The 22,496-nt window shown below is 66.3% G+C and carries 24 protein-coding genes; 9 read left to right on the top strand and 15 right to left on the bottom strand.

From position 1 onward, the window contains the following. Positions 1–8: 8 nt before the first annotated feature. Entirely contained in the window at positions 9–659 is a 651-nt protein-coding gene (lexA, locus tag BN3001_RS03465) for a transcriptional repressor LexA (protein ID WP_058270398.1), read from the bottom strand. Positions 660–847: 188 nt separating this feature from the next. Here lexA and BN3001_RS03460 point away from each other — a divergent pair, with 188 nt between their 5' ends. The 6 genes from BN3001_RS03460 to trxB all read left to right on the top strand — a co-directional run bounded on the left by BN3001_RS03460 (position 848) and on the right by trxB (position 6,339). Next, positions 848–1,282, top strand: coding sequence for a LysM peptidoglycan-binding domain-containing protein (locus BN3001_RS03460; protein ID WP_058270397.1), 435 nt, complete (start codon positions 848–850; stop codon positions 1,280–1,282). Positions 1,283–1,433: 151 nt separating this feature from the next. Next, positions 1,434–1,883: a transcriptional regulator NrdR gene (nrdR, locus tag BN3001_RS03455; protein WP_058270396.1), complete on the top strand. Its 450-nt coding sequence runs from the start codon at positions 1,434–1,436 to the stop codon at positions 1,881–1,883. Next, complete coding sequence (gene dut, locus BN3001_RS03450; RefSeq protein WP_058270395.1) at positions 1,880–2,332, top strand: dUTP diphosphatase; 453 nt, start codon at positions 1,880–1,882, stop codon at positions 2,330–2,332. Before nrdR ends, dut begins: the two co-directional genes overlap by 4 nt. A gap of 75 nt (positions 2,333–2,407) precedes the next feature. After that, positions 2,408–3,721 carry an NCS2 family permease gene (locus tag BN3001_RS03445; RefSeq protein ID WP_058270394.1) on the top strand — a complete coding sequence of 438 codons (1,314 nt, stop codon included), beginning with the start codon at positions 2,408–2,410 and terminating at the stop codon, positions 3,719–3,721. Positions 3,722–3,834: 113 nt separating this feature from the next. Then, on the top strand, positions 3,835–5,124 hold the full coding sequence (locus BN3001_RS03440; protein WP_058270393.1) for a uracil-xanthine permease family protein: 1,290 nt from the start codon (positions 3,835–3,837) through the stop codon (positions 5,122–5,124). A 267-nt stretch (positions 5,125–5,391) separates the two neighbouring features. Beyond that, positions 5,392–6,339 carry a thioredoxin-disulfide reductase gene (gene trxB, locus BN3001_RS03435; protein WP_058270392.1) on the top strand — a complete coding sequence of 316 codons (948 nt, stop codon included), beginning with the start codon at positions 5,392–5,394 and terminating at the stop codon, positions 6,337–6,339. Between the two features lie 226 nt (positions 6,340–6,565). Here trxB and BN3001_RS03430 read toward each other — a convergent pair whose 3' ends face one another. The 14 genes from BN3001_RS03430 to BN3001_RS03365 all read right to left on the bottom strand — a co-directional run bounded on the left by BN3001_RS03430 (position 6,566) and on the right by BN3001_RS03365 (position 19,750). Then, positions 6,566–8,176, bottom strand: coding sequence for a ClC family H(+)/Cl(-) exchange transporter (locus BN3001_RS03430; protein ID WP_058270553.1), 1,611 nt, complete (start codon positions 8,174–8,176; stop codon positions 6,566–6,568). 181 nt (positions 8,177–8,357) lie between these two features. Then, positions 8,358–8,897 (bottom strand): adenine phosphoribosyltransferase, encoded by a 540-nt coding sequence (locus BN3001_RS03425; protein WP_058270391.1) that lies wholly within the window; start codon positions 8,895–8,897, stop codon positions 8,358–8,360. Positions 8,898–8,940: 43 nt separating this feature from the next. Next, positions 8,941–9,669: a transcriptional regulator FtsR gene (gene ftsR / locus BN3001_RS03420; protein ID WP_058270390.1), complete on the bottom strand. Its 729-nt coding sequence runs from the start codon at positions 9,667–9,669 to the stop codon at positions 8,941–8,943. A gap of 3 nt (positions 9,670–9,672) precedes the next feature. Beyond that, positions 9,673–10,107, bottom strand: a complete 435-nt coding sequence (locus tag BN3001_RS03415; protein WP_058270389.1) for an FHA domain-containing protein — start codon at positions 10,105–10,107, stop codon at positions 9,673–9,675. A 48-nt stretch (positions 10,108–10,155) separates the two neighbouring features. Next, entirely contained in the window at positions 10,156–10,536 is a 381-nt protein-coding gene (locus tag BN3001_RS03410) for a RidA family protein (protein WP_058270388.1), read from the bottom strand. Positions 10,537–10,628: 92 nt separating this feature from the next. Beyond that, positions 10,629–11,465, bottom strand: a complete 837-nt coding sequence (locus tag BN3001_RS03405; RefSeq protein ID WP_058270387.1) for a hypothetical protein — start codon at positions 11,463–11,465, stop codon at positions 10,629–10,631. A gap of 10 nt (positions 11,466–11,475) precedes the next feature. Then, positions 11,476–12,639, bottom strand: a complete 1,164-nt coding sequence (locus BN3001_RS03400) for a D-alanyl-D-alanine carboxypeptidase family protein (RefSeq protein ID WP_058270386.1) — start codon at positions 12,637–12,639, stop codon at positions 11,476–11,478. Further along, positions 12,636–13,394 (bottom strand): CDP-alcohol phosphatidyltransferase family protein, encoded by a 759-nt coding sequence (locus BN3001_RS03395; protein ID WP_235815028.1) that lies wholly within the window; start codon positions 13,392–13,394, stop codon positions 12,636–12,638. The genes BN3001_RS03400 and BN3001_RS03395 overlap by 4 nt, the downstream gene beginning before the upstream one ends. A gap of 136 nt (positions 13,395–13,530) precedes the next feature. Beyond that, complete coding sequence (locus BN3001_RS03390; protein ID WP_058270551.1) at positions 13,531–14,013, bottom strand: deoxycytidylate deaminase; 483 nt, start codon at positions 14,011–14,013, stop codon at positions 13,531–13,533. A gap of 171 nt (positions 14,014–14,184) precedes the next feature. Continuing rightward, positions 14,185–16,767 carry an RICIN domain-containing protein gene (locus BN3001_RS03385; protein WP_058270385.1) on the bottom strand — a complete coding sequence of 861 codons (2,583 nt, stop codon included), beginning with the start codon at positions 16,765–16,767 and terminating at the stop codon, positions 14,185–14,187. Between the two features lie 142 nt (positions 16,768–16,909). After that, positions 16,910–17,410, bottom strand: coding sequence for an acyl-CoA thioesterase (locus BN3001_RS03380; RefSeq protein ID WP_197407447.1), 501 nt, complete (start codon positions 17,408–17,410; stop codon positions 16,910–16,912). Positions 17,411–17,663: 253 nt separating this feature from the next. Beyond that, positions 17,664–17,987, bottom strand: a complete 324-nt coding sequence (locus BN3001_RS03375; protein ID WP_058270384.1) for an MGMT family protein — start codon at positions 17,985–17,987, stop codon at positions 17,664–17,666. 130 nt (positions 17,988–18,117) lie between these two features. Continuing rightward, entirely contained in the window at positions 18,118–19,218 is a 1,101-nt protein-coding gene (locus BN3001_RS03370) for a DUF4179 domain-containing protein (protein WP_082629957.1), read from the bottom strand. Next, entirely contained in the window at positions 19,199–19,750 is a 552-nt protein-coding gene (locus BN3001_RS03365; protein ID WP_058270382.1) for an RNA polymerase sigma factor, read from the bottom strand. Before BN3001_RS03365 ends, BN3001_RS03370 begins: the two co-directional genes overlap by 20 nt. A gap of 298 nt (positions 19,751–20,048) precedes the next feature. Between BN3001_RS03365 and BN3001_RS03360 the strand changes: the two genes are divergently transcribed. From BN3001_RS03360 to BN3001_RS08710, 3 genes are all read left to right on the top strand, one after another. Continuing rightward, positions 20,049–21,287 carry a CHAD domain-containing protein gene (locus tag BN3001_RS03360; protein WP_058270381.1) on the top strand — a complete coding sequence of 413 codons (1,239 nt, stop codon included), beginning with the start codon at positions 20,049–20,051 and terminating at the stop codon, positions 21,285–21,287. Then, positions 21,274–21,600: a hypothetical protein gene (locus BN3001_RS03355; RefSeq protein WP_058270380.1), complete on the top strand. Its 327-nt coding sequence runs from the start codon at positions 21,274–21,276 to the stop codon at positions 21,598–21,600. The genes BN3001_RS03360 and BN3001_RS03355 overlap by 14 nt, the downstream gene beginning before the upstream one ends. Before the next feature lie 676 nt (positions 21,601–22,276). Then, on the top strand, positions 22,277–22,438 hold the full coding sequence (locus BN3001_RS08710) for an MGMT family protein (protein ID WP_082629955.1): 162 nt from the start codon (positions 22,277–22,279) through the stop codon (positions 22,436–22,438). Positions 22,439–22,496: the final 58 nt, after the last annotated feature.

The raw sequence follows: 22,496 nt of genomic DNA, 5'->3' as shown, positions 1-22,496 counted from the left end.
GCGCGGCGCTAGGCAAGGGAGCGCACCAGCGCCACGACCTTGCCCACGATACGCGGGTTCGTGGCGTAGATGGGCTCCATCGCGTCGTTCTCGGGCTGCAGGCGAATCCGGCCCTTCTCGCGATAGAACGTCTTGACCGTGGCTCCGTCATCGACGAGCGCCACGACGACGTCGCCGTCGGAGGCGTCCGGCTGCTCGTGGACGGCGATGACGTCGCCGTCGAGGATGCCCTTGTTGATCATGGAGCTGCCGCGGACCCGCAACAGGAACGAGCAGGCGTCGCCCACCAGGCTGACGGGCAGGGCGACTTCCTCCTCGACGTTCTGCTCGGCCAGGATGGGGGTGCCGGCGGCCACGCGGCCCACGAGCGGCAACGACAGCATGGCGACGTTGACGTCACGGGTGGCGGGGGCCACGCCGACGGCGTCGGAGGGACGCTCCGGGCCCTTGACTTCGATCGTGCGGGGCTTGTTGCTGGCCCGCTTGATGAGCTGGCGCTCCTCGAGCACCTTAAGGTGCATGTGGACGGTGGAGGGGGAGGCGAGCCCCACGGCCTTGCCGATCTCGCGCACCGAGGGCGCATAGCCGTGCTCGGCCGTATACGCGCAGATGTAGTCGTAGATGGACGCCTGCCTCTTGCTGAGCTTGTCCTTGGACATGTCTCCCCCTTGCGGTGGTCGCCGAGCGACGGGGCGGAATGAAAACATATGTTCTTATTTCACTTGACAGCCGCCCTGCGTGTTCGTAGTATAGCACATGTGTTCTAAGTACGTGTGTTCTAATCGCATTCCTGTCGGGTCCGCCTGCTATACCTATCCCAGTTACCTACGACAGGGGAGAAGCCATCATGCCCACCGCCATCGCCGCCATTGCCCTGCCCTCTGCCGCCCTTGACGCCTCGGCCCCCGAGGACGAGGAGCGCCCGCTGTTCACGCTCATCACGGGAGGCAGGTCCCGCGCGGACGCCCCGGCCATGCGTCGGCCGCGGCACGCCCGCGTGCCTTGGCGCCTCACCGCGGCAGGCGTCGTCCTTGCGCTCGCGGCCCTCGTGGCCGTCGGCCTGCTCTCGTCTGGGGCGCAGCGCCGCGCGGCCGCCCTGCTCGAGGCCGCCCCCACGCAGGTCGTCGTCGTGCATCAGGGGGACAGCGTCTGGGACATCGCCCAAAGGTCCCGCCTGGACGGCGTCTCGACCCAGGACGTCGCCTCCTGGATCGGCGTTCAAAACGGCCTCGACGGGGCGCGCGTCCGGCCGGGGGACCGCCTCGTCGTCCCCGCCTCCTAGGAGGGGCCCGCCCAGGGGCAGCCTCAGGCACCATCGCGGCCTTGCTTTGCCGGCGTCCTGCTTTGTTTCATATTCAGGACGATTGACCTCGGGCCTGCCGCGACCGGACGTCTTGTGCTATCGTCCCGTTGTCACTTTGATAGGGGGATACATGCGCTGTCCGAAGTGTGGGTGCGAGGAGTCCAAGGTCGTGGACTCGCGTCCCTCCGAGAGCAATGACGCCATCCGCCGCCGCAGGGAATGCGTTCGCTGCGGCACGCGATTCACCACCTACGAGCGGCGCGAGGAGATGCCCCTTCTGGTCGTCAAGAAGGACGGTCACAAGGAGACCTTCGAGAGGGGCAAGCTCATGCGGGGCCTCGTCGCGGCCACCATCAAGCGCGACGTCCCCATGGAGAAGCTCGACGGCCTCATCGACGAGATCGTCTCGGAGCTCAGGGACAACGGCATGTCCGAGGTTGACTCCCAGGACCTGGGAAAGATGGTGCTGCAGCGCCTTGCCGACGTTGACAAGGTCGCCTACGTGCGCTTCGCCTCCGTCTACCGTGATTTCAAGGACGTCGATGAATTCAGCGAGGAACTGAGGAGTCTTGCCCGATGACGCACCAGCCCGACCGCATCACCCTTCCCATACGCCGCCTCGATCCCACCGTCCAGCTGCCAAGCTATGCCTATGAGGGCGACGCGGGGCTTGATTTGCGCTCGAACGAGGACGTGACGCTCAAGCCCTTTGAGCGGCGCCTCGTGTCGACGGGGCTCGCCGTCGCCATCCCCGAGGGCTTCGGGGGCTTCGTCCAGCCGCGCAGCGGCCTCGCCCTCAAGAAGGGCCTCTCCATGGCCAACACCCCCGGCCTCATCGACGCCCACTACCGCGGCGAGCTCAAGGTCTGCGCCATCAACCTTGACCCGGTCCATGACATCCGCATCGAGCGCGGCGAGCGCATCGCCCAGCTCGTCATCAAGCGCGTCCCCGTCGTGACGCTCAAGGAGGTCAGCGCCCTTGACGAGACCGACCGCGGCGCGCAGGGCTTTGGCTCCAGCGGCGTCTGACGCCGTCGCACGATGCCGCCGAGCCAGCGTCGTGGCGGCAAGGACCCATCCAAACATGCTGGAAGGAAGGAACGCATGGAACAGCTCTTCAAGATGTCCGAGAGGGGATCGTCCCTCTCGCAGGAGTTTCGCGCCGGCCTGACGACGTTTCTGGCGATGTCCTACATCATCGCCCTGAACCCCCTCATTCTCTCGAGCGCGGGCGTCCCCATCTCCGCCACCATCACCAGCACCTGCTTTGGCGCCGGCGTCATGACGATTCTCATGGGAGTCTTCGCCAACCGACCGATCGCCCTGGCCTCCGGGCTCGGCATCAACTCCATGATCGTCGTCGCCACCACGTCGTACTGCGACGGCGACTGGCACGCCGCCATGGGCGTCATCTTCGTCGAGGGCGTCGTCATCCTGCTGCTGGTCCTGTGCGGCCTGCGCGAGGCCATCATGGACGCCATCCCCGTGTCGCTGCGCCATGGCATCTCGGTGGGGCTCGGCCTCTTCATCGCCATGATCGGCCTCGCCAATGCCGGCATCATCAACGGTGACGGCGCGACGCTGGTCTCGCTGGGCGACGTCACGAGCCCCTCGTTCATCCTGGGTGTCATCTCCATCGTTGCCACGGTCACCTTCGTGGCGTTGGGCGTCAAGGGCGCCCTGCTCCTGGGCATCCTCGTCGCCGTCGTCCTGGGCATCCCCCTGGGGCTCACGGCCATGCCGGCGGGCGTCGTCTCGCTGCCCGACTTCTCGTCCTTTGGGGCGCCCTTCCAGGCCGACCAGGCCGGCGTCATCGGCCTCGCCAAGGTCGTCACGACGCCCACCCTGCTCATCCTGGCCTTCTCGCTCATGATGTCGGACTTCTTCGACACGATGGGCACCGCCATGGCCGTCGCGAAGCAGGGTGAGTTCCTCACCGAGGACGACAACGTGGAGAACATGCGAGAGATTCTCGTCGTGGACTCCTGCGCCGCCTGGATGGGCGGCCTCGTGGGCGCCTCCTCCATCACCTCCTTCGTCGAGTCCGCCTCCGGCGCCGCCGACGGCGGGCGCACGGGCCTCACGTCCGTGTCCTGCGGTCTGCTCTTCATCCTCGCCGCGTTCTTCGCACCCCTGATCGCCGTGGTTCCCGGGGCCGCCACCTGCGGCGCCTTGGTGTATGTTGGCTACCTCATGCTGTCCGAGGCGGCCGAGATCGCATGGGGTGACCTTCTCGAGGGCCTTCCCGCCTTCCTCATCGTCGCCGGCATCCCCATGACCTACTCCATCTCGTCCGGCATCGGTCTGGGCTTCATCGGCTATGTCGTCGTCGCCCTCGCCACGGGCCAGGTCAGGAAGATCAAGCCCCTCATGTGGGTTGCGGCGGCCGCCTTCGTTATCTACTTCCTCGTCTCCTAGCGGCGAGGCCGTCCGGGGCCCGACTGAGGTCGGGCCCTTTTTTTGACCTTTGAGGCGTAACTTGCCGCGAAGCCTTCGCCTCGCGGGACCACACCCAGAATGAAGGGAGACGCATGGCACGCACCACTCGATCGGTCATCGGCGTCGACGAGCGCATGAGCAGCTCGAGGGCCATACCGCTCGGCATCCAGCACATGATGAGCATGTTCGGCGCGACGGTGCTCGTACCGGTCCTCACGGGCCTGAATCCCAACGTCGCCATCATGTGCTCGGGCATCGGCACGATCTGCTACCTGCTCGTCACGCGCAACAAGATTCCCAGCTATCTTGGCAGCTCCTTTGCGTTCATCAGCCCCATCATCGCGGCGACCGCCGCCACGGGAAGCCTGTCCACGGCGCTTTCGGGCGTCGTCGCGGCGGGCGTCGTCTTTCTGGTCGTTGCCGGCATCATCAAGCTCGTCGGCACGGGATGGCTCGACAGGCTTCTGCCGCCCGTGCTCGTCGCATCCGTCATGGTGGTCATTGGCGTGGGCCTCTCCGCCACGGCCGTGCGGATGGCCCTCAACGCGGCGACGGACTCGTTCGTCGCCGAGGGCGCCCTCGTCGCCGCCGTCACGCTTATTGCCGCCGTCGCGTTCTCCAGCAGGGGAGGCCTCCTAGGAACGCTTCCCATCCTTTTGGCCATCATCGTCGGCTACCTTGTCTCCATCCCCCTGGGGCTCGTGAACGTGCAGGCCGTCGCCGATGCCGCCTGGCTGGGCCTGCCTCCCGTGCAGATGCCCCAGCTTGACCCGGGCGCCGTCGCGCTCGTCGCGCCGGTCGCGCTGGTCGTCGTCATCGAGCACATCGGCCACCTGCTTGCCGTCGGCGAGATCGTGGGACGCGACTATCGTCCCATGCTGCCGCGCTCCCTGGCCGGTGACGGCATCTCGACCATGATCTCCGGCTTTCTCGGCGGCCCTCCCACCACCACCTATGCCGAGAACATCGGCGTCATGAGCGTCACGCGCGTGTATGCGACCCAGGTGTTCTGGTACGCCGCTGGTTTTGCCCTGTTCGTGGGCGGCTTCTGCCCCAAGCTCGCCGCCTTCATCAGCACCATCCCCACGCCGGTCATGGGGGGCGTGAGCCTTCTCCTCTTTGGTCTCATCGCCTCCAACGGGCTGCGCATGCTCGTGGCAAATCGCGTGAACTTTGACGAGAACCGCAACCTCATGATCGCCTCCGTCGTCATCATCCTGGGCGTCGGCATGGAGACGTCGGGTGCGGCAATCCCGCTGGGCTCCTACACGCTGCCTGGCATGGCCACCTCGGCGCTCGCGGGCATCGCGCTCAACCTCATCCTGCCCTCCTCGCCGGCAGCCTCGAAGGCGGAGTCGGACGTGGAGTCATCGTCATCGTGACGTCCTTCGTGGCCAAAACACGACGGACATACCAACATTAGGCCGTTTGCCGCCACGTTTTGGTATCAATGTCGTGTTTGGCTACGTTGACGCAGGTCGCACGCGCCAACTCGCCATGTTGCGCCGCCAGCGGCCAATTGTTGCCATGCACCGGGCGCGCCGTCAGGCAGGACGAGCGTCATGTCGCGACCGACCCGCCCATGGTTGAGCCCCGTAGTTGGGTACAACAGTCCCTGTAGTGCCATCGCAACAACGAAGGGTTGCCTCATGACAGATAACATCAGGGACCTCGTCATCGTGGGAGGGGGCCCGGCGGGGCTCTCCGCCGCCATCTACGCCGCCCGAGCGCTGCTTGACGCCGTCACGCTTGAGCAGGAGGCCGTCGGCGGGCAGGTCATCCTCACGAACGAGGTTGACAACTATCCTGGCGTGCCGCACACCGACGGCTTCTCGCTCACCGACGCCATGCAAAGGCAGGCCAAGGACCTGGGAGCGGCCATCGTCATGGAGGACGTACGCTCCATCAGCCGCGACGAGTCGTCCGGGCTCTTCACCGTGACGACCTCCGCAGCGAGCTACGTCACCAGAGCGGTCATCCTCGCCGGCGGCGCCACGCCGCGCCATGCGGGCTTTGACGGCGAGGAGGAGTTTGGCGGTCATGGCGTGTCATACTGCGCCACGTGTGACGGCATGTTCTACCGCGGCAAGCAGGTCTTCGTGATCGGCGGCGGCAACTCCGCGGCCGAGGAGGCCCTTTTTCTCACCAAGTTTGCCGACAAGGTGACCATGGTCGTCCGCAAGGACCACATGCGCGCCCAGGCCTCCGTGGCGAAGCAGGTCGCCGAGAGCGAGAAACTAGAAGTTAGGTACCTAACTAGTATCACGGCGGTCGGGGGAGACGGGCTGCTGCAGAGCGTGACCTTCCGCAACAACGAGACGGGTGCGCTGACCACCGAGACCTTCGACAAGGGGTCGTTTGGCGTCTTTGTCTTCGTGGGTCGCGTGCCTGCGTCCGGACTCGTCAAGGACCTCGTTGAGCTTGACCGCCAGGGATATGTGGTCGCAAACGAGCGCATGGAGACGACGGTTCCGGGCCTTTTTGCCGCTGGTGACGTGAGGCAGAAGAGCCTGCGACAGATCGTGACGGCCGCTGCGGACGGCGCCATCGCCGCGACGAGCGTCGCGTCGTATCTGGGACAGCCCGTCGAGGGCTAGCACCCCCCTCCGCCGCCTCCTAAAAATATGATAATATATCTTATGTAAAGTAAAAGAAACGCCCGCTTTAGGAGCCTGGGGTCCTGCCTCCGATCGCGCCTGCGAGGGCCTTTTTCGCCTACCCTCGCAGGCGCGGACGGGTCCCGGGTGGACCGAGTGGGGTCGCACACGTGACGACAGACGCGTCGTGCCCTTTTGTGCGACACCGCCGTTTCCTTGTGCGACGCTAGCGTCGCGGCGTGCGCGCCGTAGCCAGAGAGCTCCGACACAGGTCCCATATCTTGGGTTGAATCTGGTCCTCGCTGTCGGCGTCCATGATGACCAGGATGCTGTCGAGCGACTCGAGCATCGTGGAGCCCGTGGGCACGATGTCCGTGCCCATGCGGTCGATCGTCACGATGCGGGAGGACGCCGGCCAGTCAACGTCGCACAGGCGTCTGCCCTCAAGGCGGCTGCCCGCGCCCACCGTGTAGGAATGAAGGGCCTTCTCGCCCGTCACGTTACCGCGCACGGACGAGGTGACCTTCCTCACGCCCAGCAGGTTTGCCAGCAGGTGCTCGTAGAACGGGTCGCTGCCCAGCACGTTGGCGATCACGTATGCCACGATGGACACGATGGATACCGCCAGCAGCGCGCTGAAGCTCCCCGTGAGCTCAAAGGCGAGCACCACGCCCGTGACGGGCGCACGCACGACCGAGGAGAACAGGCCGGCTATGCCCAAGGCCATGAAGTTGACGACAAAGAGGCCCTGGATGCCCGTGACGTGCGCGAGAAGGCTCCCGTAGAGGGCACCGATGAGCATTCCCATGACGCAGAGCGGAAACAGCGTGCCGCCCGGCGCCCCCGATGCAAAGGAGACGCTGGTGAAGAGGTACTTCCCCACCAGCAGGCCCACGATGGTCAGCAGGGGCAGCGCGTCGGGCCTCCCGAGGACCTCGACGATGGCGTCGCCACCGCACAAGAGCACCGGAGCGACGCATGCCACGACGCCGGAGAGCAGGTAGGGCACGGCGAGGCGCACCACGAAGGGAAGGCGCCCGAGACGCGCGAAGGCCCGCTCGCTCAGCAGGAACATGCCCTGGTTGTGAAGCGACCCCAGGACGCCGCAGAGCAGCCCCAGTCCCAGCACCGCCAGATAGTAGGCATGCGGCAGGTCGCGCACGAAGCGCAGCTGCAGCACCGGCGTGACGCCGAGCACCTGCGAGACGAGAAAGTCCGCGGCGACGGCCGACGCCATGGCCGAGACGATGAGCGACGGGGTGAACTCCTTGTGAATCTCCTCCACCGCAAAGAGCACGCCCGTGAGGGGCGCATGGAACGCGGCTGACATGCCCGCCGCCGCCCCGCAGGTGACAAGCAGACGCTCCTCTCCCCTGCCGCGTTTGAGCGCCCGCGAGACGGCCTTGCCGCCCATGCCGCCCAGCTGCACGCTGGGACCCTCACGGCCCAGCGAGAGGCCCGAGAGCGTCAGGAGGGTCCCCTCCACGAACTTTGCCAGCACCACCCGATGCCAGGGCATGTCGATGCGGCCCATGACCTCGGCGTCGATCTGGGGAATGCCCGAACCCTGGGTATACGGCTCCCAGCTCACCAGCTTTGCCACGATCAGGCACGAGACGACGAGCAGGGCCACGAGGCCCACGATAGCAAGGGGCTGTCGCTGCATGAGGGCAAGCAGCTGGCGCAAAAGGACCTCGGCGCGGGTGAGGCTCAGGCGATACAGCGTGACGACGCCACCTCCCGCCAGGCCCACAAGGGCCCCCTCCCAGATCATGTCCACCTGAAAGCGCCGCGAGAAGCGCCTGCTCACCTGTTTGTCCGCTCGATTGTTGGGCATCGCGCCCTCTCCCTCCCTCGCGTGCGAGGGTTCCATCATATCCCTTGGTGGGAGCGACGCGCCACGATGCGTGGGGTGGCACGCGGCCCTCGCGACAGTCGGCGACGAAAAAGCCGACGTGACCCGTCAGAGCTGCGGCGCAAGGGGTTCAGGCGACCGTCGCAAGCCGGCAGGACGGTGCCTAGCTGACCGTCACGAGCGTGAAGACCTCCTGGGAAAACTCCCGCCCGATGGTCGTACGCGGGTCGAGGAAGGCAAGCTCGAGGAGGAAGGCAAAGCCCACGACCTCCCCGCCGGCCTTGGTCGCAAGCTTGGCCGTCGCCACCGCCGTGCCGCCCGTCGCGACGAGGTCGTCCACGATGAGGATCCTGTCGCCCGCCTGGATGGCGTCCTGGTGTATCTGAAGCTCGTCCGTGCCGTACTCCAGCAGATACGACTCGCTATACACGGCGCGAGGGAGCTTGCCGGGCTTGCGGGCCGGCACGAAGCCGGCCCCCAGCTTGTAGGCAACCGGGGCGCCCACCAAGAAGCCGCGCGCCTCCGCACCGATGACCTTCGTGATTCCCGCGTCCGTAAAGTGGTCCGCCATCCTATCGACGGCCTCGCGCAATCCCGCAGGCGAGGCGAGAAGGGGCGTGATGTCCTTGAAGACGACGCCCGGCTCGGGATAGTCCGGTATGTCAATGATGTGGCTCTCGAGCGTGCCGTCGTCCTGGGGCATGAAAGGTCCTTTCGTCAATCGTGCGGTCAAGCCAGGCGGCCTCCTACTCCCCCATCTGTGAGAAGGCCCGTCTGATCTGCCGCTTGAGCAGGGTGTCGTGCACCTGGCTCGTAAGTATCAGTATCTGCTGGAGGGCGTTGGCAAACTGCTCGCGCGTCTCGTTCGTATGCTCCATCTCGACGCCGCCCGCCTTGCGTGCGTACACCATGAGGGCCTGCTCAAAGAGGGCGCTCTCGCGGTTGGCCGCCGTGACGTACTGGCGAAGGTTCTTGGGGGCGATGCCAAAGTGCTGGAGCTCGTTGCAGGTTCGTATGAGGGGGATGTCGTGCCCGTCAACCAGGTCGCGACCGTGCGGCGACTTCTTGAGGACGATGAGCCCGGCGTCGGAGCACTGACGCACCAGACTCACGGACGTGCCGAAGAGCTCGGGGACGCGATCGATGGGATAGAGGCGGTCCTGGGCCGCGGCGCCCTCCTGCTGCGCCTCCGTGAGGCTGGCGGCGAGGGCCCCTGACAGCGCGTCGCCGCTCTTGCCCTCCAGCTGGTCCCTGATGACCTGCAGGGGCATGAATCGATTCTTCTGCAGGTAGAGAATCGTCTCCAGGCGATGGATGTCCGACTGTGAGTACAGGCGGTAGCCCGACGGGGTGCGCGAGGGCGTGAGCAGCCCCTCGTCCTCAAGGTAGCGCACCTTTGAGATGGAGAGGTCCGGGTACTGCGCCTGCAGCCTTTTGACGACCTTCCCTATCGTGAGATACCCGGCATCTGGCATGGGCTAGGCACCGGTCTCGATCCTCGTGGGCTTCCGGTTGGTGTGGAAGACCATGCGAAACGTGCCGATCTGCACCGTGGACCCGTCCTTGAGGACCGCCTTGTTCACGATGGCCCCGTCAACCCAGGTGCCGTTGAGCGACCCCAGGTCCTCGATCGTGGCGTAGCCGGACGAGATGCCCGACAGGTCGATGCGCGCATGGCGACGCGAGACGGTCATATCGTTGAGAAAGACGGCGTTGGAGGGGTCGCGACCGATGGAGATCTCCACCGTGCCCAGCTCGAAGACGGATCCCGTCTGGGGACCCTTCACGATCGAGAGCGTCGGCCGCGCGGGCGTGGCGCCCCCGATGAGGTCGGGCGACGTGGAGTCCGTGGACGGCATCCTGAAGATCTCGGTGGCGTCCATGTCCGCGCCGTTCTTCTTGGTCTGATCCATAGTGCACGCTCCCATCATCAAGGTGCTAGCACAGCTATTCTAACCCTACTACCTGCAGGCGATGCAGTCCATCTCGACAAGTGCGCCCAGGGGGAGGCGCGAGACCTCGACCACCGAAAGCGCCGGCGCGGGCGCGGGAAAGCGCCGCGAGATGACGGCCTCGGCCTCGGGCAGGTCGTCAAGGCAGGCGAGGTACAGCGTCGCCTTCGCGACGTCCACGACCGAGCAGTCGCACTCCCCGAGGAGCTCCTCGACGATGTCAAGGATGCGCTCCAGCTGCGACGCCACCCCACCCTCGACGATTCGGTCGGGATGGCGCGGGTCAAGGGCGACCTGACCGGCCGTGAAGATGAGGCGCCCCGCGGTGGTGCCCATCGAGAAGGGGCCCGGGGCGTCGGGAACGTGCGGTGCGTTGATCGAGTATTTCATATGCCTTCCTTCCGGTCGCCATCCTCGCCTGCGGCAGTCGCACGGCCCACGGCGCACGAAGGGCCCCTGGCGCCGAGGCCGTTGTGGGGCCGTCAGTCATCCAACCCTCGTGCGCCCACGAAGTCGCGCCCGGGGCGCACGAGCCCGTCGCGCTCCAGCTGCGCGCGCGGCACCCGTATTCTGTCCTGCGACGCGCAGCTTCTGAGCGCCCTCCACCGTCGCCGGGACCATGAGAGGAAGCCCTCATGCCCCAGGGGCGTCACGACGGCAAAGGAGAGCAGGCTCCTCCACACGACACGTGCGCAGGCGGGCGGCACGAGCAGCAGCAAACACGCGTCCCCGGCGCCTGCGGGGGACGCCACGATGGTCGTGATGTGACCGTCCAGGTCGAGGTTCACCACCTCGCCCGGCTCCGGCAGGCGCTCCGTGCCTCGGACGTAGTCCTGAAGGACGAGGCGCGCCGTCGAGCCGACGAGGGCCAGGGGCACGAGACGATCGCTCATGTCGTCAAGGTCGAGGCTCTCGAAAGGCCTCACGCCGTCCTGCTCGACGTCCCTCAGAAAGCCCAGCCACGAGCGCAACAGCTCGTGACGCGGCCAGGGGTCCATCACGAGCAGCTCCGCGTCACCCGTGCGCGCGACAAGGGGGACCGACGCCAGCGCCCCGTCGCCCAGCAGCGACGCCTGGAGGGCGCAGTCGCCCACGGCGAGCTTGGGCCCGGCGAGCGCGAGTCCGCCAAAGGACGCCGCCTGAGCGCCCGAGGCAAGAAGCAGGAGCATCCCGCTCAGGTCCACCAGGGCTACGCCGTCCTCAAGGTCCTCAGGACGGGGCTCTCCCACATAGGACGAGGGGGATGCCAGTGTGCCCCCCTCCCCCTCAAAGCGGGCGCCGAGCGCCAGCTGCTCATCTTTGAGCGTCGTCAGGTCCATGGCCCTCCCCTCATGCCGCGCCAAGAAGCTCGTCCATGTTGACGAAGAGCGGCAGCGCGAACACGTTGACCTGGGGAAGGTCACGCGTTTGCGTGTCGGCCAGATAGGTCTCGGCGCAGACCGTGCGCCCGTCCTGTGTCCAGACGCTGCTCCCGTACCCCGATCCGGGGTCAACCAACGACCCCGGCAGCAGCATCGTCGAGCTCCACGCGATGTCTCGTTCGGGCAGGACGAGGCCGCTCGCATCCATGCCGGCAACGACCAGCAGGCGGCCGAAGAAGCTCGTGGAGGCGTTGACGATGCGCACGGGGAGCTTGGCGCGCGACAGCGTCCTGCGCTGGTAGCGGCTCTCGTACCCCCAGTCCATGAGGCGAGCCGTGTCCCCGAAGCGCCCGGCGTTGGTGGCGCAGCCCAACACGCAGCTATAGAGCCTGACGCCGCTGCGCTCCGAGCAGCCGAGGAAGGTGTAGCCCGACTCGACGGAGCCCGTCTTGATGCCGATCAGCCCCGCGTAGCTGTCCATGAGCTCGTCGGTGGAGGCGTAGGTCGTCTGCGTCCCCGCGAAGGTCGCCGTGACCGAGCGCATGCGCACCGTCCGCGCGATGAAGGGATAGTGCTCGAGCGCATATGCGCCCATCTTGACGAGGTCCTCGGCGGTCGAGCGGTGAGCGTCCTCGGACAGCCCGTGCGTGTTGGAGAAATGCGTGTTCGTCATGCCGATCTCGCGGGCCTTCTCGTTCATCCGCGCCACGAAGTCCTCCGTGGACCCCGAGACGGCCAGGGCGACGTTGTCGGCCGCGTCGTTGGCGGAATAGACGAGCATGACCTGCAGGAGGTTCCTGAAGCTGATGACGTCGCCCGTCGCGATGCCCGCGAGCTGGGCATTGGAGTCATAGGTCACCCGCGTGAGGGTGCAGGCGTCGTCAAGGTCCTTGCCCGAGTCGAGCGCGACCATCGCCGTCATGATCTTGGTTATGGAGGCGGGCTCCATCTGCTGGTCGGCGTTTTGGGAGGCAAGGACGTTGCCGCCCTGGTCAACAAGGACATAGGCCTGGGCTTCGCTCAGAGCGGGCTCGTCGGCCCATGCCCTCGCGGGCGTCAGCAGTGCCGCCATGAGCATGACAGCGAGCGTAAGGAGCAGCCGTGACGGGCGTCTGCGCGCCTCTCTCGTCATGACGCTTCCCCTTCCGCGCCCCTGCGCGTGGCGCGGGCGCGCCTCATGATCCGGATGCCGGTTGCGGTGTAGACGCCCGCCGTGATGGCGGAGAGCACCACGCCCGCGTACACGAGCAGCACGCCCACGGAACCCCCATGGGCATTGAGGACGGGAAGCCAGGACGCCCCCGTGACGCCCAGGCCGCCCATGTGCGGGACGCCGAGGAGCATGAGGACGAAGCCGGACATGAGCAGCGCGGTGGTGACCTTGCCAATGTAGATGACGTCAACCGGGCGCCGACGGTAGCGCTGCAGGATGAGCGTGCCCACGAAGAGGTAGCCGTCGCGCAGGATCACGAAGGCGGCGACCCACGCGGGCAGCTCGCCTGTGGCCATGAGGCCCAGCACGCCCGTAAAGAGCAGCACGCGGTCCATGACGGGGTCCATGATCTTGCCCAGCCAGCTCACGGTCTGCGTGCGGCGAGCGACCTGCCCGTCAACGAAGTCGGTGAGCGCGGCGACGGCATAGCAGACAAGGGCGAGCGACCGGTTGACCCCGCTTACGAACAGCGCCAAAAACGCGACCGTCAGTGCGAGGCGGCAGGCCGTGATGAGATTGGCGAGCGTGAGGACGCGGTCGGAGGGATTGTCCGGCGTGCCCACCGGGGCGGCAACGCTCCCCCTCTGCTGCGCGGCGAGGACGTCGGGGTCAACGCGACCACGGACGTCATCGAGCATGCGCGTCGTCTTCTCGGACACCTCGGGCCTTTCCACGTGACGTCATTACGGTGCACTATCCTACCCGATGGGTGGGTGCGCGTACATGGGCCCAAGGCGGCAATCACGCCTTCGTCACCTCGCGCCGCGCGCGAGAGCGCCGTAGCCGTGCCGTGAGCAGGCGCTCATGTTCCTAGCCGAGCGCGTCGTCGCTCAGCTCGATCCTGCGATACGTGACCCCGCAGGTCTCGAGGGCGGTGCGAGAGACCTGTGCACCCAGCGTGTCATGGTACTTGTCGTCCAGGTAGACGACCTCGCCGACGCCCGCTTGGATGAGCATCTTGGCACACTCCTGGCAGGGGAAGAGCGTCACGTAGACCGTAGCCCCCTGCACGTCCTTGAGCGAGCCGCGATAGTTGAGCAGGGCGTTGGCCTCGGCATGGATGACGTAGTTGTGCTTGTCAAAGAGGGGGTCATCGGAGTCCTCCCAGGGAAACGCGTCATCCGTGATGCCCGAGGGCGTGCCGTTGTACCCCACGGAGAGGATGCGGTGGTTGGTGTCGGCGATGCAGGCACCCACCTGGGTCTTGGGGTCCTTGCTTCTGAGGCTCGCCGCGATGGCGACCCGCATGAAGAACTCGTCCCACGAGATGACGTCGCTTCGCTTGCCCGGCATGGTGCCCCTCTCGTCGTCCTGAGCGTACATTGAGCAGTATAGAGGGTCAAAAAGAGGACGTGCCCCTCACCCCATAAGAAAGACGCTCCACTCGGCGCGGGGGCGCCGCGGCGAGCGGCCGACGCGCCATCGACGCGGCCTCGGCCCAAGGCCCCCGAACTGGTACGACCTCTAGCTGAAGAGCCTGATGCAGCCACGGCCCGGGCGCACCGCCGTGAGCCTCACCCCCGTGGCGCGCGAATACGCCTCGATCATCTTGCCGCCGCCCACGTAGATGGCCGCATGGCCCGCATAGGAGATGACGTCGCCGCGTCGGAGGTCCTCGTAGGGAACCTTCTGCGCCCGTGCGTAGTTCCAGAAGTTGTTGGCGTCATGGCTGTGCCAGCCCCGGGGGCCTGACGACACATGGCTCCAGGGGTTGAAGTCGCTCTCGTACACAGCGCTACCCAGGTCCATGCCCGTCGCGTAGGCGCACTGAAACACCAGTCCGATGCAGTCCACGCCCACCCCGGGGGCGCAGGAGTAGTTCCACACGTAGGGGGTGCCAAGATAGTCGTACGCGCGCCGCACGAACGCGTCAACGCAGTCCTCGCGCGTGGCCTCAAGCCCGATCACGCTTGGCGAGGCGTAGGAAAAGATGCCGTGGCCGCCGGGAACGACGACGTTCCAGCTCGAAACCTGGTAGTGGCCCGCCGGGTTCTGATAGCCGATCTTCGAGGGCGCCGGCGCCGCAGCAAGACGCCAGGACTGGGCGACAGATCCGTCGGGCTCAAAGAGCCGCACGCCCGCGCCGGCACTCATCGTCTCGCCACAGGCCTGGAGCACCGCCTCTTCGGCGGCCGAGCGCAGCTCGAGCCCCGAGGCGCCCATGGTGATGAGCCAGCGTTGCGTCGCACCGCCGCCGCGGGGCCACTGCCGGACGTCCGTCCCGGAACCGAGATTTGCTCCTCGCGCGTCGAGGGCCAGCCCGGAGTTGCAGTTGGTGAGCGTGAGTGCGCCCCCTCCCGCCTCGCGAAGCCACCATCGCTGGGCAAGGGTGCCGTTGCCCGACCAAAGCTGTACCCTGGTCCCAGGGGTCTTGGAGGCGTATTCGTCATCAAGACGAAGCGAGGGATTTGCGGCCAGGCAGACCTCGTAGAAGCCGGCGCGCACGCCGCTCGTCGCCCACAGGGCGGCCCAGCGCGCACCCTGACCGAGGTCGAGGCGCGCACCCGTCGCCTCGTTGGTCAGCACGTAGCCGCCTGACGGGGCGTACGAGACGCCCCAGCGACTCCGCGCACCCGCGTCGGGCGCCTGACGCCGGCCATCGTCGTCGGTAAGATAGAGGCCCGAGCAGCTCGCCTGAAGCGCGTAGCTCGAACCCCCCAGATGCCTCACCCACCAGGACTGCGCCTGCGTGCCGTTGGCGGCGTAAAGTTGGAGGCCTGCGGCGCTCGTCGACCCGCCGGGAACGTCAAGCGACCGCGTGAGGTCCGCGAGGGGGGCCAGGCGGTGCCACCCTGGGGCGATTGCGGCGGCGGGCGCCGCCTCAAGGCGCCAGGCCTGCGCCTGCGTGCCGTTGGCGGCGTAGAGCTGGAGCGTCGCGCCGTTTGCCAGTGAGCCCGCCCGGACGTCCAGGGCAAGCGTCAGGTCAAGGGCGCAGCGCAGCGAGACGAGACCCGCTCCGCAGGGAAGGGCCACCCACCTCTGGGAGCCCGTGCCGTTGGGATCGTACTGCTGGACGGGAGTCCCCTCGCACCCGATGCCGTGACGCACGTCCAGGACCTTCCCCGACTGGGCGTTACAGAGCGTCACGTAGCCCTGCTCGTCAACCGTGGCGATCCAGCTCTGCGCCCCGGTGCCGTTTCGCTCGTAGGTCTGGACCCTGGCGCCGGCCTCGTAGCTTCCCGCCGCCACGTCGACGACCTTGCCGGACCCCTCGCCCGTCAGAACGTAGGTCCCCGACCCCAAGATGGCGCCGCCCTCGTTGCGGGCGACCGCCTTGCCCAGGTCGGAGAGGGTGAACGACCAGACCTGCGCCGGCGTTCCGTTGTCCTGCCACAGCTGGACGTTAGCGCCGTCCGCGTCGCTGCCCCCGGCAACGTCGAGCGCCAGGCCACAGTCGAGCGCGGGGCGCAGCACGAGGCCGGCATCCGTCCTGTCGATCACCCACGACTGGGCGATGGTTCCGTTGCCGCCGTACTGCTGGACGTTGGCGCCGTCGCGGGCGCGCCCCCCGGTAACGTCAAGGCATCTGCCCGAACGGACATTGCGCAAGGTCACGTATCCCTTTGCATCGACAAGCACCTGCCATTGCTGAGCGGCGGTGCCGTTGTCCTGCCACAGCTGGACGTTGGCGCCGTCCGCGTCGCTGCCCCCGGCGACGTCGAGCGACTTGCCCAGGGCGTGGACGGCGTAGGTGCCTGGCGCCAGGAGGCGCCCGTCGACGTTGCGTGACGCCAGCTCGTCGGCGGTCGGGACGGCAGGGACGGGCCGTCCCAGGAAGACGGGGTCGTTCTGCGGCGCCGCGGGAAGAGAGGCGCCTGAGTCCTGCGGAGCGGGCGTCTCGCCGGGCAGGTCGTCCGGCCGGAGGGCCGGCTGCTCGCCAAGGTCCTTCGTGGGGGCGCCGAGCGTGTCGCTGGCGACGGGCTGCCCCTGTGATGGCGTCGGCGCAAGAGCGGGCGCAACGTCAGCTGCGTTGGCGGGGGTGGCGCTGAGCAGCCCGAGCATGAGGGCCGCGGCGACACCGAGCGAGGCGAGGCGAGAGGACATCATCGAGCACGACCTTCTTCGAATGGTGGCTGAGAACTGAAGAGTGGCTGATACGACCATCGTATATCAGGGAAGTCGGTGACAGAAGAAGTCGGTGCGAGTCGTTCGCTATGGACGGGCACCCCCGCCCCACGCCCCCGCAATCCTATACGCCCGACGAGCGGCGGATCCCCCGAATCTCCCGGCGGCGCAGGGCCAGCTCCCACTCCCGACGCACGTCGGGGTCGTCAAGCGCGAGTCCAAAGGGTATGGGGGCCACGAGGCCCTCGTGCGTCACATGGACCTCCGTGAGGTAGGCGGTGTTGATGAGCGTACGCTCCCCCGTCGCCACGTTCTCGACGTTGGTCTCGACGCGCACCTCACAGGAGCTGCGGCCCACGAAGGTCACGAAGGCGCGCATGACGACGATGTCGCCCACGTAGGCGGGCGCCATGAAGTTGAGGTTGTCCACGCAGGCCGTGGTCACGGAACCGCCGCAGTGCCTGATGGCGGCGATACCTCCCACCATGTCGATCCACTCCATGAGCCTGCCGCCAAAGATACGCCCCCCGGGGTTGGCGTCGGCATGCATGACCACATGGACCGTCTCGGTCAGGGAGTCCTCCCGTCTCTTGCAGGGACGTCGCTCCTCATGTTCCATGGCCATACGCGGCCCCCTCTCCGACTGCATGGACCCGACGCCCACAGTCTACGGCATGTCGTGAGGCTTACCTGCCTAAAGATCACGAGGTCGCTCACAAGCGATGCGCGGTGCGACGACTGATGGATCGCGTTGGTGTCGGGTCGTAGGGGTGCGGCATGAAAAAGGGTCTTATATCTGGTGACTTACGAGTTACTTGAGAGTTTTTGAATGATATGGGTACGACATGATATAGACTTGCCTAAGACTTATTTGAGACTTACTTGAGCCACTGACAGTGCTCCATGTCCACGCGCCCGTCCTGTAAAAATGCCACGCCCTCGTGCTCGAGCAGATCTCTCTGGGCGTCGGGACCGCCAAAGGCAAAGCCCGGCGCCAGCATCCCGTCCTTGAAGACCACACGATGGCAGGGAACGCCCGCTGCCGCACCCGGGCTCTTATGGAGCGCAAAGCCCACGAAACGCGCCTTGCGCGGCTCACCCATCAGCGCTGCCACCTGCCCATAGCTTGCCACCCGTCCGCACGGTATCTGTCGGACCACTTCATAGCATCTATCAAAGAATCCGCCGTCGGCGCGCGCCATGTCTGCCTCCCCCTGTGCGGGGCGCGACGTCGTCCGTCGCGCCCCTCCTGTCGTCGTGCCCATCGTGAGCCACCGACACGCAGTGCGCAAGCCACGTCCTCTGAGCGTGCGATGATGTCGGACGGGGACGCTATGCGCCTGCGGGTAAGGTCGCGCCGCCCACCGTGACGAAGGCGAGCCGGCCGACGTCGATTCCCTGCGGCAGAAAGACGCTCTTCTCGACCTCGATCACGCCGTCGCGGGGCTCTGAGACTATGCCGCCGCCGTTGTCCTTGATTGTGACGACGCTTCCGTCTGCCATGGTGATGGTGATGGTGCCCAGGTCAAGGAGCTGCCTTGTGCGCTCCTCCATGTATGCGGGCAGCTTTCCGCTCGGCGCGTCCGCGGGCAGGCCCGCCGCATCATGGACGACGTAGCGCAGATTGAGCGCGATCGGCGAGACGGACGCCTCGCTCACGGTGGCAAAGAGCCCGTTGAACGTGATGTCTTCACCCGCCGGCAGCGCCCGTGCACTGTCTTCGTAGTTGATGTCGAACTTGAGGTTCCAGCTGCCGGACGAGAGGGGCGTGGCCTGCTGCGAAGCGGCGTCGGTCGCAGAGAGGCCGGCCAAGGTCACGTGAGCCGTCTTGCCGACGATTGAGCTCCCGCTCATCGACAGCTGCTGCACGTACTGCACGGAGGGGTCCGCAGGGTCCGCGTCGTAGAAGTAGCTGCTGCCGTAGCTTCCCGTGACGCCCGCGATGCGCAGGTCGCTCGTCGAGAACATGAGCGGGACGATTGCGTCGCCACCCCGTTCGGCGCCAACCAGGGGCCTGCCGTCGTCGCGCGTGATGCTGTACACCACGGCGACGTTCTTGCCATCACCGATGACGGCGTCGGCGCTCACGCTGATGCCGTCCGCATGCGCGACGGCGCCCAGGGGACGTCCCACCTTGTTGACGACGTCAGTCTGTGCCGGGGCGCCCTGGAAGACGTCCCCGAAGAAGTCCGACACGCTCACGAGGGAGCCGCCGGCATATGCCACGCCCAGACCGCCGAGGGCACACGCCGCGACAAGGGCGGCAGCCGCCGCAACGGGCCTCAGCGCCATGTGGCGCCGACGGCAGTCCGCCTCCCCCGCCCGTTGTTGCGTCGACGCCTCGACGAGCCTCGTCACCAGGCGCCCCTTTGCCTCGTCAGAGAACGACAGCGCCTTCATCCGTCTCTTGTAGTCATCCATCGGCTCGGCCATGGTCTTCCCCCAATCTTGTGCGCAGCATCTTGCGTGCCCTGCTCAGACGCTTGGTGACGGCCGCCTCCGTAGAGTCCGTGAGGCGGGCGACCTCCCTTATGGGGCATCCCTCCACGTAGTGCAGGTGCACCGCCTCGCGGTAGACGTCGGGCAGCTCCATAACGGCGGCGAGCGCCTCCGCGCCCGCGTCGCTCGCGAGCTCGGCGGGGTCGTCCGTCGCCGGGCCTTGGACCTCGCCGATGGCGTCAAGTGCCACCACCCGACGATGTCGGGCTGACTTAAGGACGTCCTTGCAGGCGTTTGCCGTGGTGCGAATGACCCAGGCTCGCTCATGCTCCTCGTCGCGTATGGGCGGGTCGGTCATGAGAAGCCGAAGCAGCACCGTCTGGCAGATGTCCTCCGCGTCCTGCGTGGAGCGCAGGTAGCTGTAGCTCAGGCGCAGAATGAGGTCGGCATAGGCCTCCACCAGCTGCTCGGCTCGTCCTCGCTTCCGTCGGCCCCGTCGGGCGGAATCTCTCGTCAGTGTGAACATGCTTCCTCCGCGCACATGCCTTCTTTTTCGTCGTCATACCCGAGCAGGGACCCTCTCTACGTATGACACGACGCACGGTGCCAAAGCTGACAAGAACGCCGATGTCACTCGCCGATGCGCCCGCAGCCCCTCATCCTGCGACGCGATCGTCGCGCGGGCCGGGGCTGTGTCGCCTTCCCCGACGCCGCCGCGCCTCTCCCCCGCATGCGCGCCTTTGGTGCCCGACCAAGGGCGATACTTGAGGCATGAGCGCGAACGGCCGAGGCCATGCGAAACGACCGTGCAAGGGGGGTGCGCCATGGACCATTGGGTCTTGTTCCTCACAGAGCCACGGCGGACGTCGGGACATGCCGTCTCTTCGGAAGAGCTGCTCAGGCGCTGCTCGCTGCTTGCGGGCGACCTGCCGACCCGCTGGCTCGCGTCGGCGGAGCCCGGCGAGGGCCTGCTGCCACCCGGCTCACGGCTGCAGCGTGCGCCCGGCCCCGGCCTGGGGGAGGTCCTCGCCGCCGTCATGGGCTATGAAGGGCGGCTTGCCGTCATACAGCCGCGAAGGCTGTTCAGAAAGACGTATCGCTGCCTCTGCTCGACGGGAGGGTCAGACCGCATTGCCGTGCTGCTCGACCTGGATGGCGACGCACCCTCCTCTCAGGTTCGCTGGAGCATCGACGAGAGCGGGCGGACGCACCTCTTTCGCTCGTCAGCGACGCGCGAGCATGCCGAGACGTCAGCGACACGACACCTGGACGAGCTGGAACGAGCACTTCGCGCGGCACTCCTGCGCCTCCTTCAGGGCGGCGACGGGGAGTCCGTTCATGACGTGCGGGTGAGGGCACGAACCCTGCGCTCCCTGCTTGACTTCATGCGGCCGTGGACAAGGAGTGCCCCCAACCGCCAGGCGCGCCAGATCCTGCGCGATCTCGCACGAAGCCTATCGGACGTGCGCGAGACCGACGTGCTGTGCGCACGCCTGAAGGAGGCGGAAGAGGCGGGACAGCTGACGACGGACGCAGCGCGGGCATTGGTCACGAGGCTGATGCAGCGACGTGCGACGTCTATGGAGGGGTTTCTCGACGCGATGGTGGACGGGACGCTGCCCACCAGGCTCGGCTCCCTGCGCGAAGCCCTCGGCGCGCTCGAGCTCGACGAGGACGCCCTGGCGCGCCATGGGGACGAGACCTGTCTTAATGAGGCCCTCAACCTCCAGCTGCGACTCGACGCCCATGACTTTGCGAACGTCACGGCAACGCACGAGCTCAGGAAGGCCACAAAGCGGCTGCGGTACGTCATCGAGAGCCTCGGATGCCCCGAGTCCCTCGAGGGGACGGAACCACGACTCAAGGAGCTGCAGACGCGCCTGGGGGAGCTCTGCGACGCCCGCACCAACCAGCAGTTGCTGGGGAGGCTGGCCTGCAGCGCGGGTCAGACGTGGTGCGCGGAGCTCGAGCACATGGCGGAGAGACAGGCGGCCGACGAGCACGTGCTGATGGAAGGCCTCAAGACGTGGAGGGCGACAGGGGGGCTCTTTGAAGGGGCATGAGCACCTGGATGTGGTCCAGGACGCGCGAGGCGTCGCCCTCATCCCCGACTGCAGCTCGACCAGGGCCGAGGCGGCCGCGAAACACGTCGGAAGGGTGGAGATGGTGGATGTACGGATGATCAAGAAGCCGAAGCTCACCCCAAAAAGGCAAATCGCGTTTCCCAAGGCCAAGGCCATGCGGTACCTCTCGCGGGGGTCCTATCTCTTTACAGCATGCGCGTACCGGGCGCTCTTCTTTGCCAAACGAGCGAAGTGTGTGCTGGAGATCTCGAATCTCGGACGCTTAAGCACGGCTCCCATGTCGGTAGACTAAAGGGCTGCTCGAACGCGATGACGGTTCGGCAATTGAAATCATGAGTAAAGGGGGGTTGCCCTTCCGACACCCGCTGCGCCAGGAGTCTCTGAGCATCTCCTATTCTTGCAACCGATAACGGATGCATATGCACTCTCGAACGTAACGAAGAGGCTTTCACATTGTCTCTTTCCACACCATAATAATGACAGCAGCTGGGATCCCACATCCGATATTTCTCGACCGGCAGCAGGCTTCTGCACCATGGACCATCCTCTGCACATGAAATGCGACGGATATTTCCGTCTGCATCCTTCCGGGCGAGAGACGCCGGGAGCAGGAACAGACGCACGAGCCAAGACGGATGCCGTCTAGAGGACGGTCGTAAAGGCATGCCTGGCCAACAGGAAGAATGGCCTGTGTATTTCAGGGGATGCCCCACCCCATCGTCGGCAGCGCCCACCGTTTCGGATTTGGCCTGGGCGACACGATGGAAAGCAGAAACGATCTGGACATTCTGCAGAAGGAGCGAGACAGACTGGACCGCCATTTTGCAGACAGGCGTCCCGATCCCTGAGAACCTCCCTTGGCGCCATGCGGCACCAAGTCCAGAGAAGTGTCCGCACTGTCCAGCTCGCTATTCCCTGCGGCAAAACAATGACCCACGGCGACATAACCAAGGACATCATGAAAAAAGATAGGAAGGCGCTTGTCTCCTCATGTCGTCGGAGGTGCCATCATCCGCAACATCTATCCCGTCATTGTTGCCTGCCACTGCGTCATTGGAATCAACGACAACCTGACAAACTTCAGCAGCGGCATCGATGAAAAGATTACCTTTAGCACGAGGGCATCATGAAAGAAACCTCGAGCATCCGTGAGGATGAAACAATTCGCAGAATCCAGGAATTACGCGA

The sequence above is a fragment of the Olsenella massiliensis genome (assembly GCF_001457795.1).
Classification (GTDB): Bacteria; Actinomycetota; Coriobacteriia; order Coriobacteriales; family Atopobiaceae; genus Olsenella_F; species Olsenella_F massiliensis.
Note: the sequence above shows the minus strand (reverse complement) of the source record. Positions and strands in the feature narration are given on the sequence as shown.

Bases quoted from the DNA above. Each gene is read 5' to 3' on its own strand.
- lexA (WP_058270398.1), bottom strand. From the start codon at position 659: ATGTCCAAGGACAAGCTCAGCAAGAGGCAGGCGTCCATCTACGACTAC.
- BN3001_RS03460 (WP_058270397.1), top strand. From the start codon at position 848: ATGCCCACCGCCATCGCCGCCATTGCCCTGCCCTCTGCCGCCCTTGAC.
- nrdR (WP_058270396.1), top strand. From the start codon at position 1,434: ATGCGCTGTCCGAAGTGTGGGTGCGAGGAGTCCAAGGTCGTGGACTCG.
- dut (WP_058270395.1), top strand. From the start codon at position 1,880: ATGACGCACCAGCCCGACCGCATCACCCTTCCCATACGCCGCCTCGAT.
- BN3001_RS03445 (WP_058270394.1), top strand. From the start codon at position 2,408: ATGGAACAGCTCTTCAAGATGTCCGAGAGGGGATCGTCCCTCTCGCAG.
- BN3001_RS03440 (WP_058270393.1), top strand. From the start codon at position 3,835: ATGGCACGCACCACTCGATCGGTCATCGGCGTCGACGAGCGCATGAGC.
- trxB (WP_058270392.1), top strand. From the start codon at position 5,392: ATGACAGATAACATCAGGGACCTCGTCATCGTGGGAGGGGGCCCGGCG.
- BN3001_RS03430 (WP_058270553.1), bottom strand. From the start codon at position 8,176: ATGCCCAACAATCGAGCGGACAAACAGGTGAGCAGGCGCTTCTCGCGG.
- BN3001_RS03425 (WP_058270391.1), bottom strand. From the start codon at position 8,897: ATGCCCCAGGACGACGGCACGCTCGAGAGCCACATCATTGACATACCG.
- ftsR (WP_058270390.1), bottom strand. From the start codon at position 9,669: ATGCCAGATGCCGGGTATCTCACGATAGGGAAGGTCGTCAAAAGGCTG.
- BN3001_RS03415 (WP_058270389.1), bottom strand. From the start codon at position 10,107: ATGGATCAGACCAAGAAGAACGGCGCGGACATGGACGCCACCGAGATC.
- BN3001_RS03410 (WP_058270388.1), bottom strand. From the start codon at position 10,536: ATGAAATACTCGATCAACGCACCGCACGTTCCCGACGCCCCGGGCCCC.
- BN3001_RS03405 (WP_058270387.1), bottom strand. From the start codon at position 11,465: ATGGACCTGACGACGCTCAAAGATGAGCAGCTGGCGCTCGGCGCCCGC.
- BN3001_RS03400 (WP_058270386.1), bottom strand. From the start codon at position 12,639: ATGACGAGAGAGGCGCGCAGACGCCCGTCACGGCTGCTCCTTACGCTC.
- BN3001_RS03390 (WP_058270551.1), bottom strand. From the start codon at position 14,013: ATGCCGGGCAAGCGAAGCGACGTCATCTCGTGGGACGAGTTCTTCATG.
- BN3001_RS03385 (WP_058270385.1), bottom strand. From the start codon at position 16,767: ATGATGTCCTCTCGCCTCGCCTCGCTCGGTGTCGCCGCGGCCCTCATG.
- BN3001_RS03380 (WP_197407447.1), bottom strand. From the start codon at position 17,410: ATGGCCATGGAACATGAGGAGCGACGTCCCTGCAAGAGACGGGAGGAC.
- BN3001_RS03375 (WP_058270384.1), bottom strand. From the start codon at position 17,987: ATGGCGCGCGCCGACGGCGGATTCTTTGATAGATGCTATGAAGTGGTC.
- BN3001_RS03370 (WP_082629957.1), bottom strand. From the start codon at position 19,218: ATGGCCGAGCCGATGGATGACTACAAGAGACGGATGAAGGCGCTGTCG.
- BN3001_RS03365 (WP_058270382.1), bottom strand. From the start codon at position 19,750: ATGTTCACACTGACGAGAGATTCCGCCCGACGGGGCCGACGGAAGCGA.
- BN3001_RS03360 (WP_058270381.1), top strand. From the start codon at position 20,049: ATGGACCATTGGGTCTTGTTCCTCACAGAGCCACGGCGGACGTCGGGA.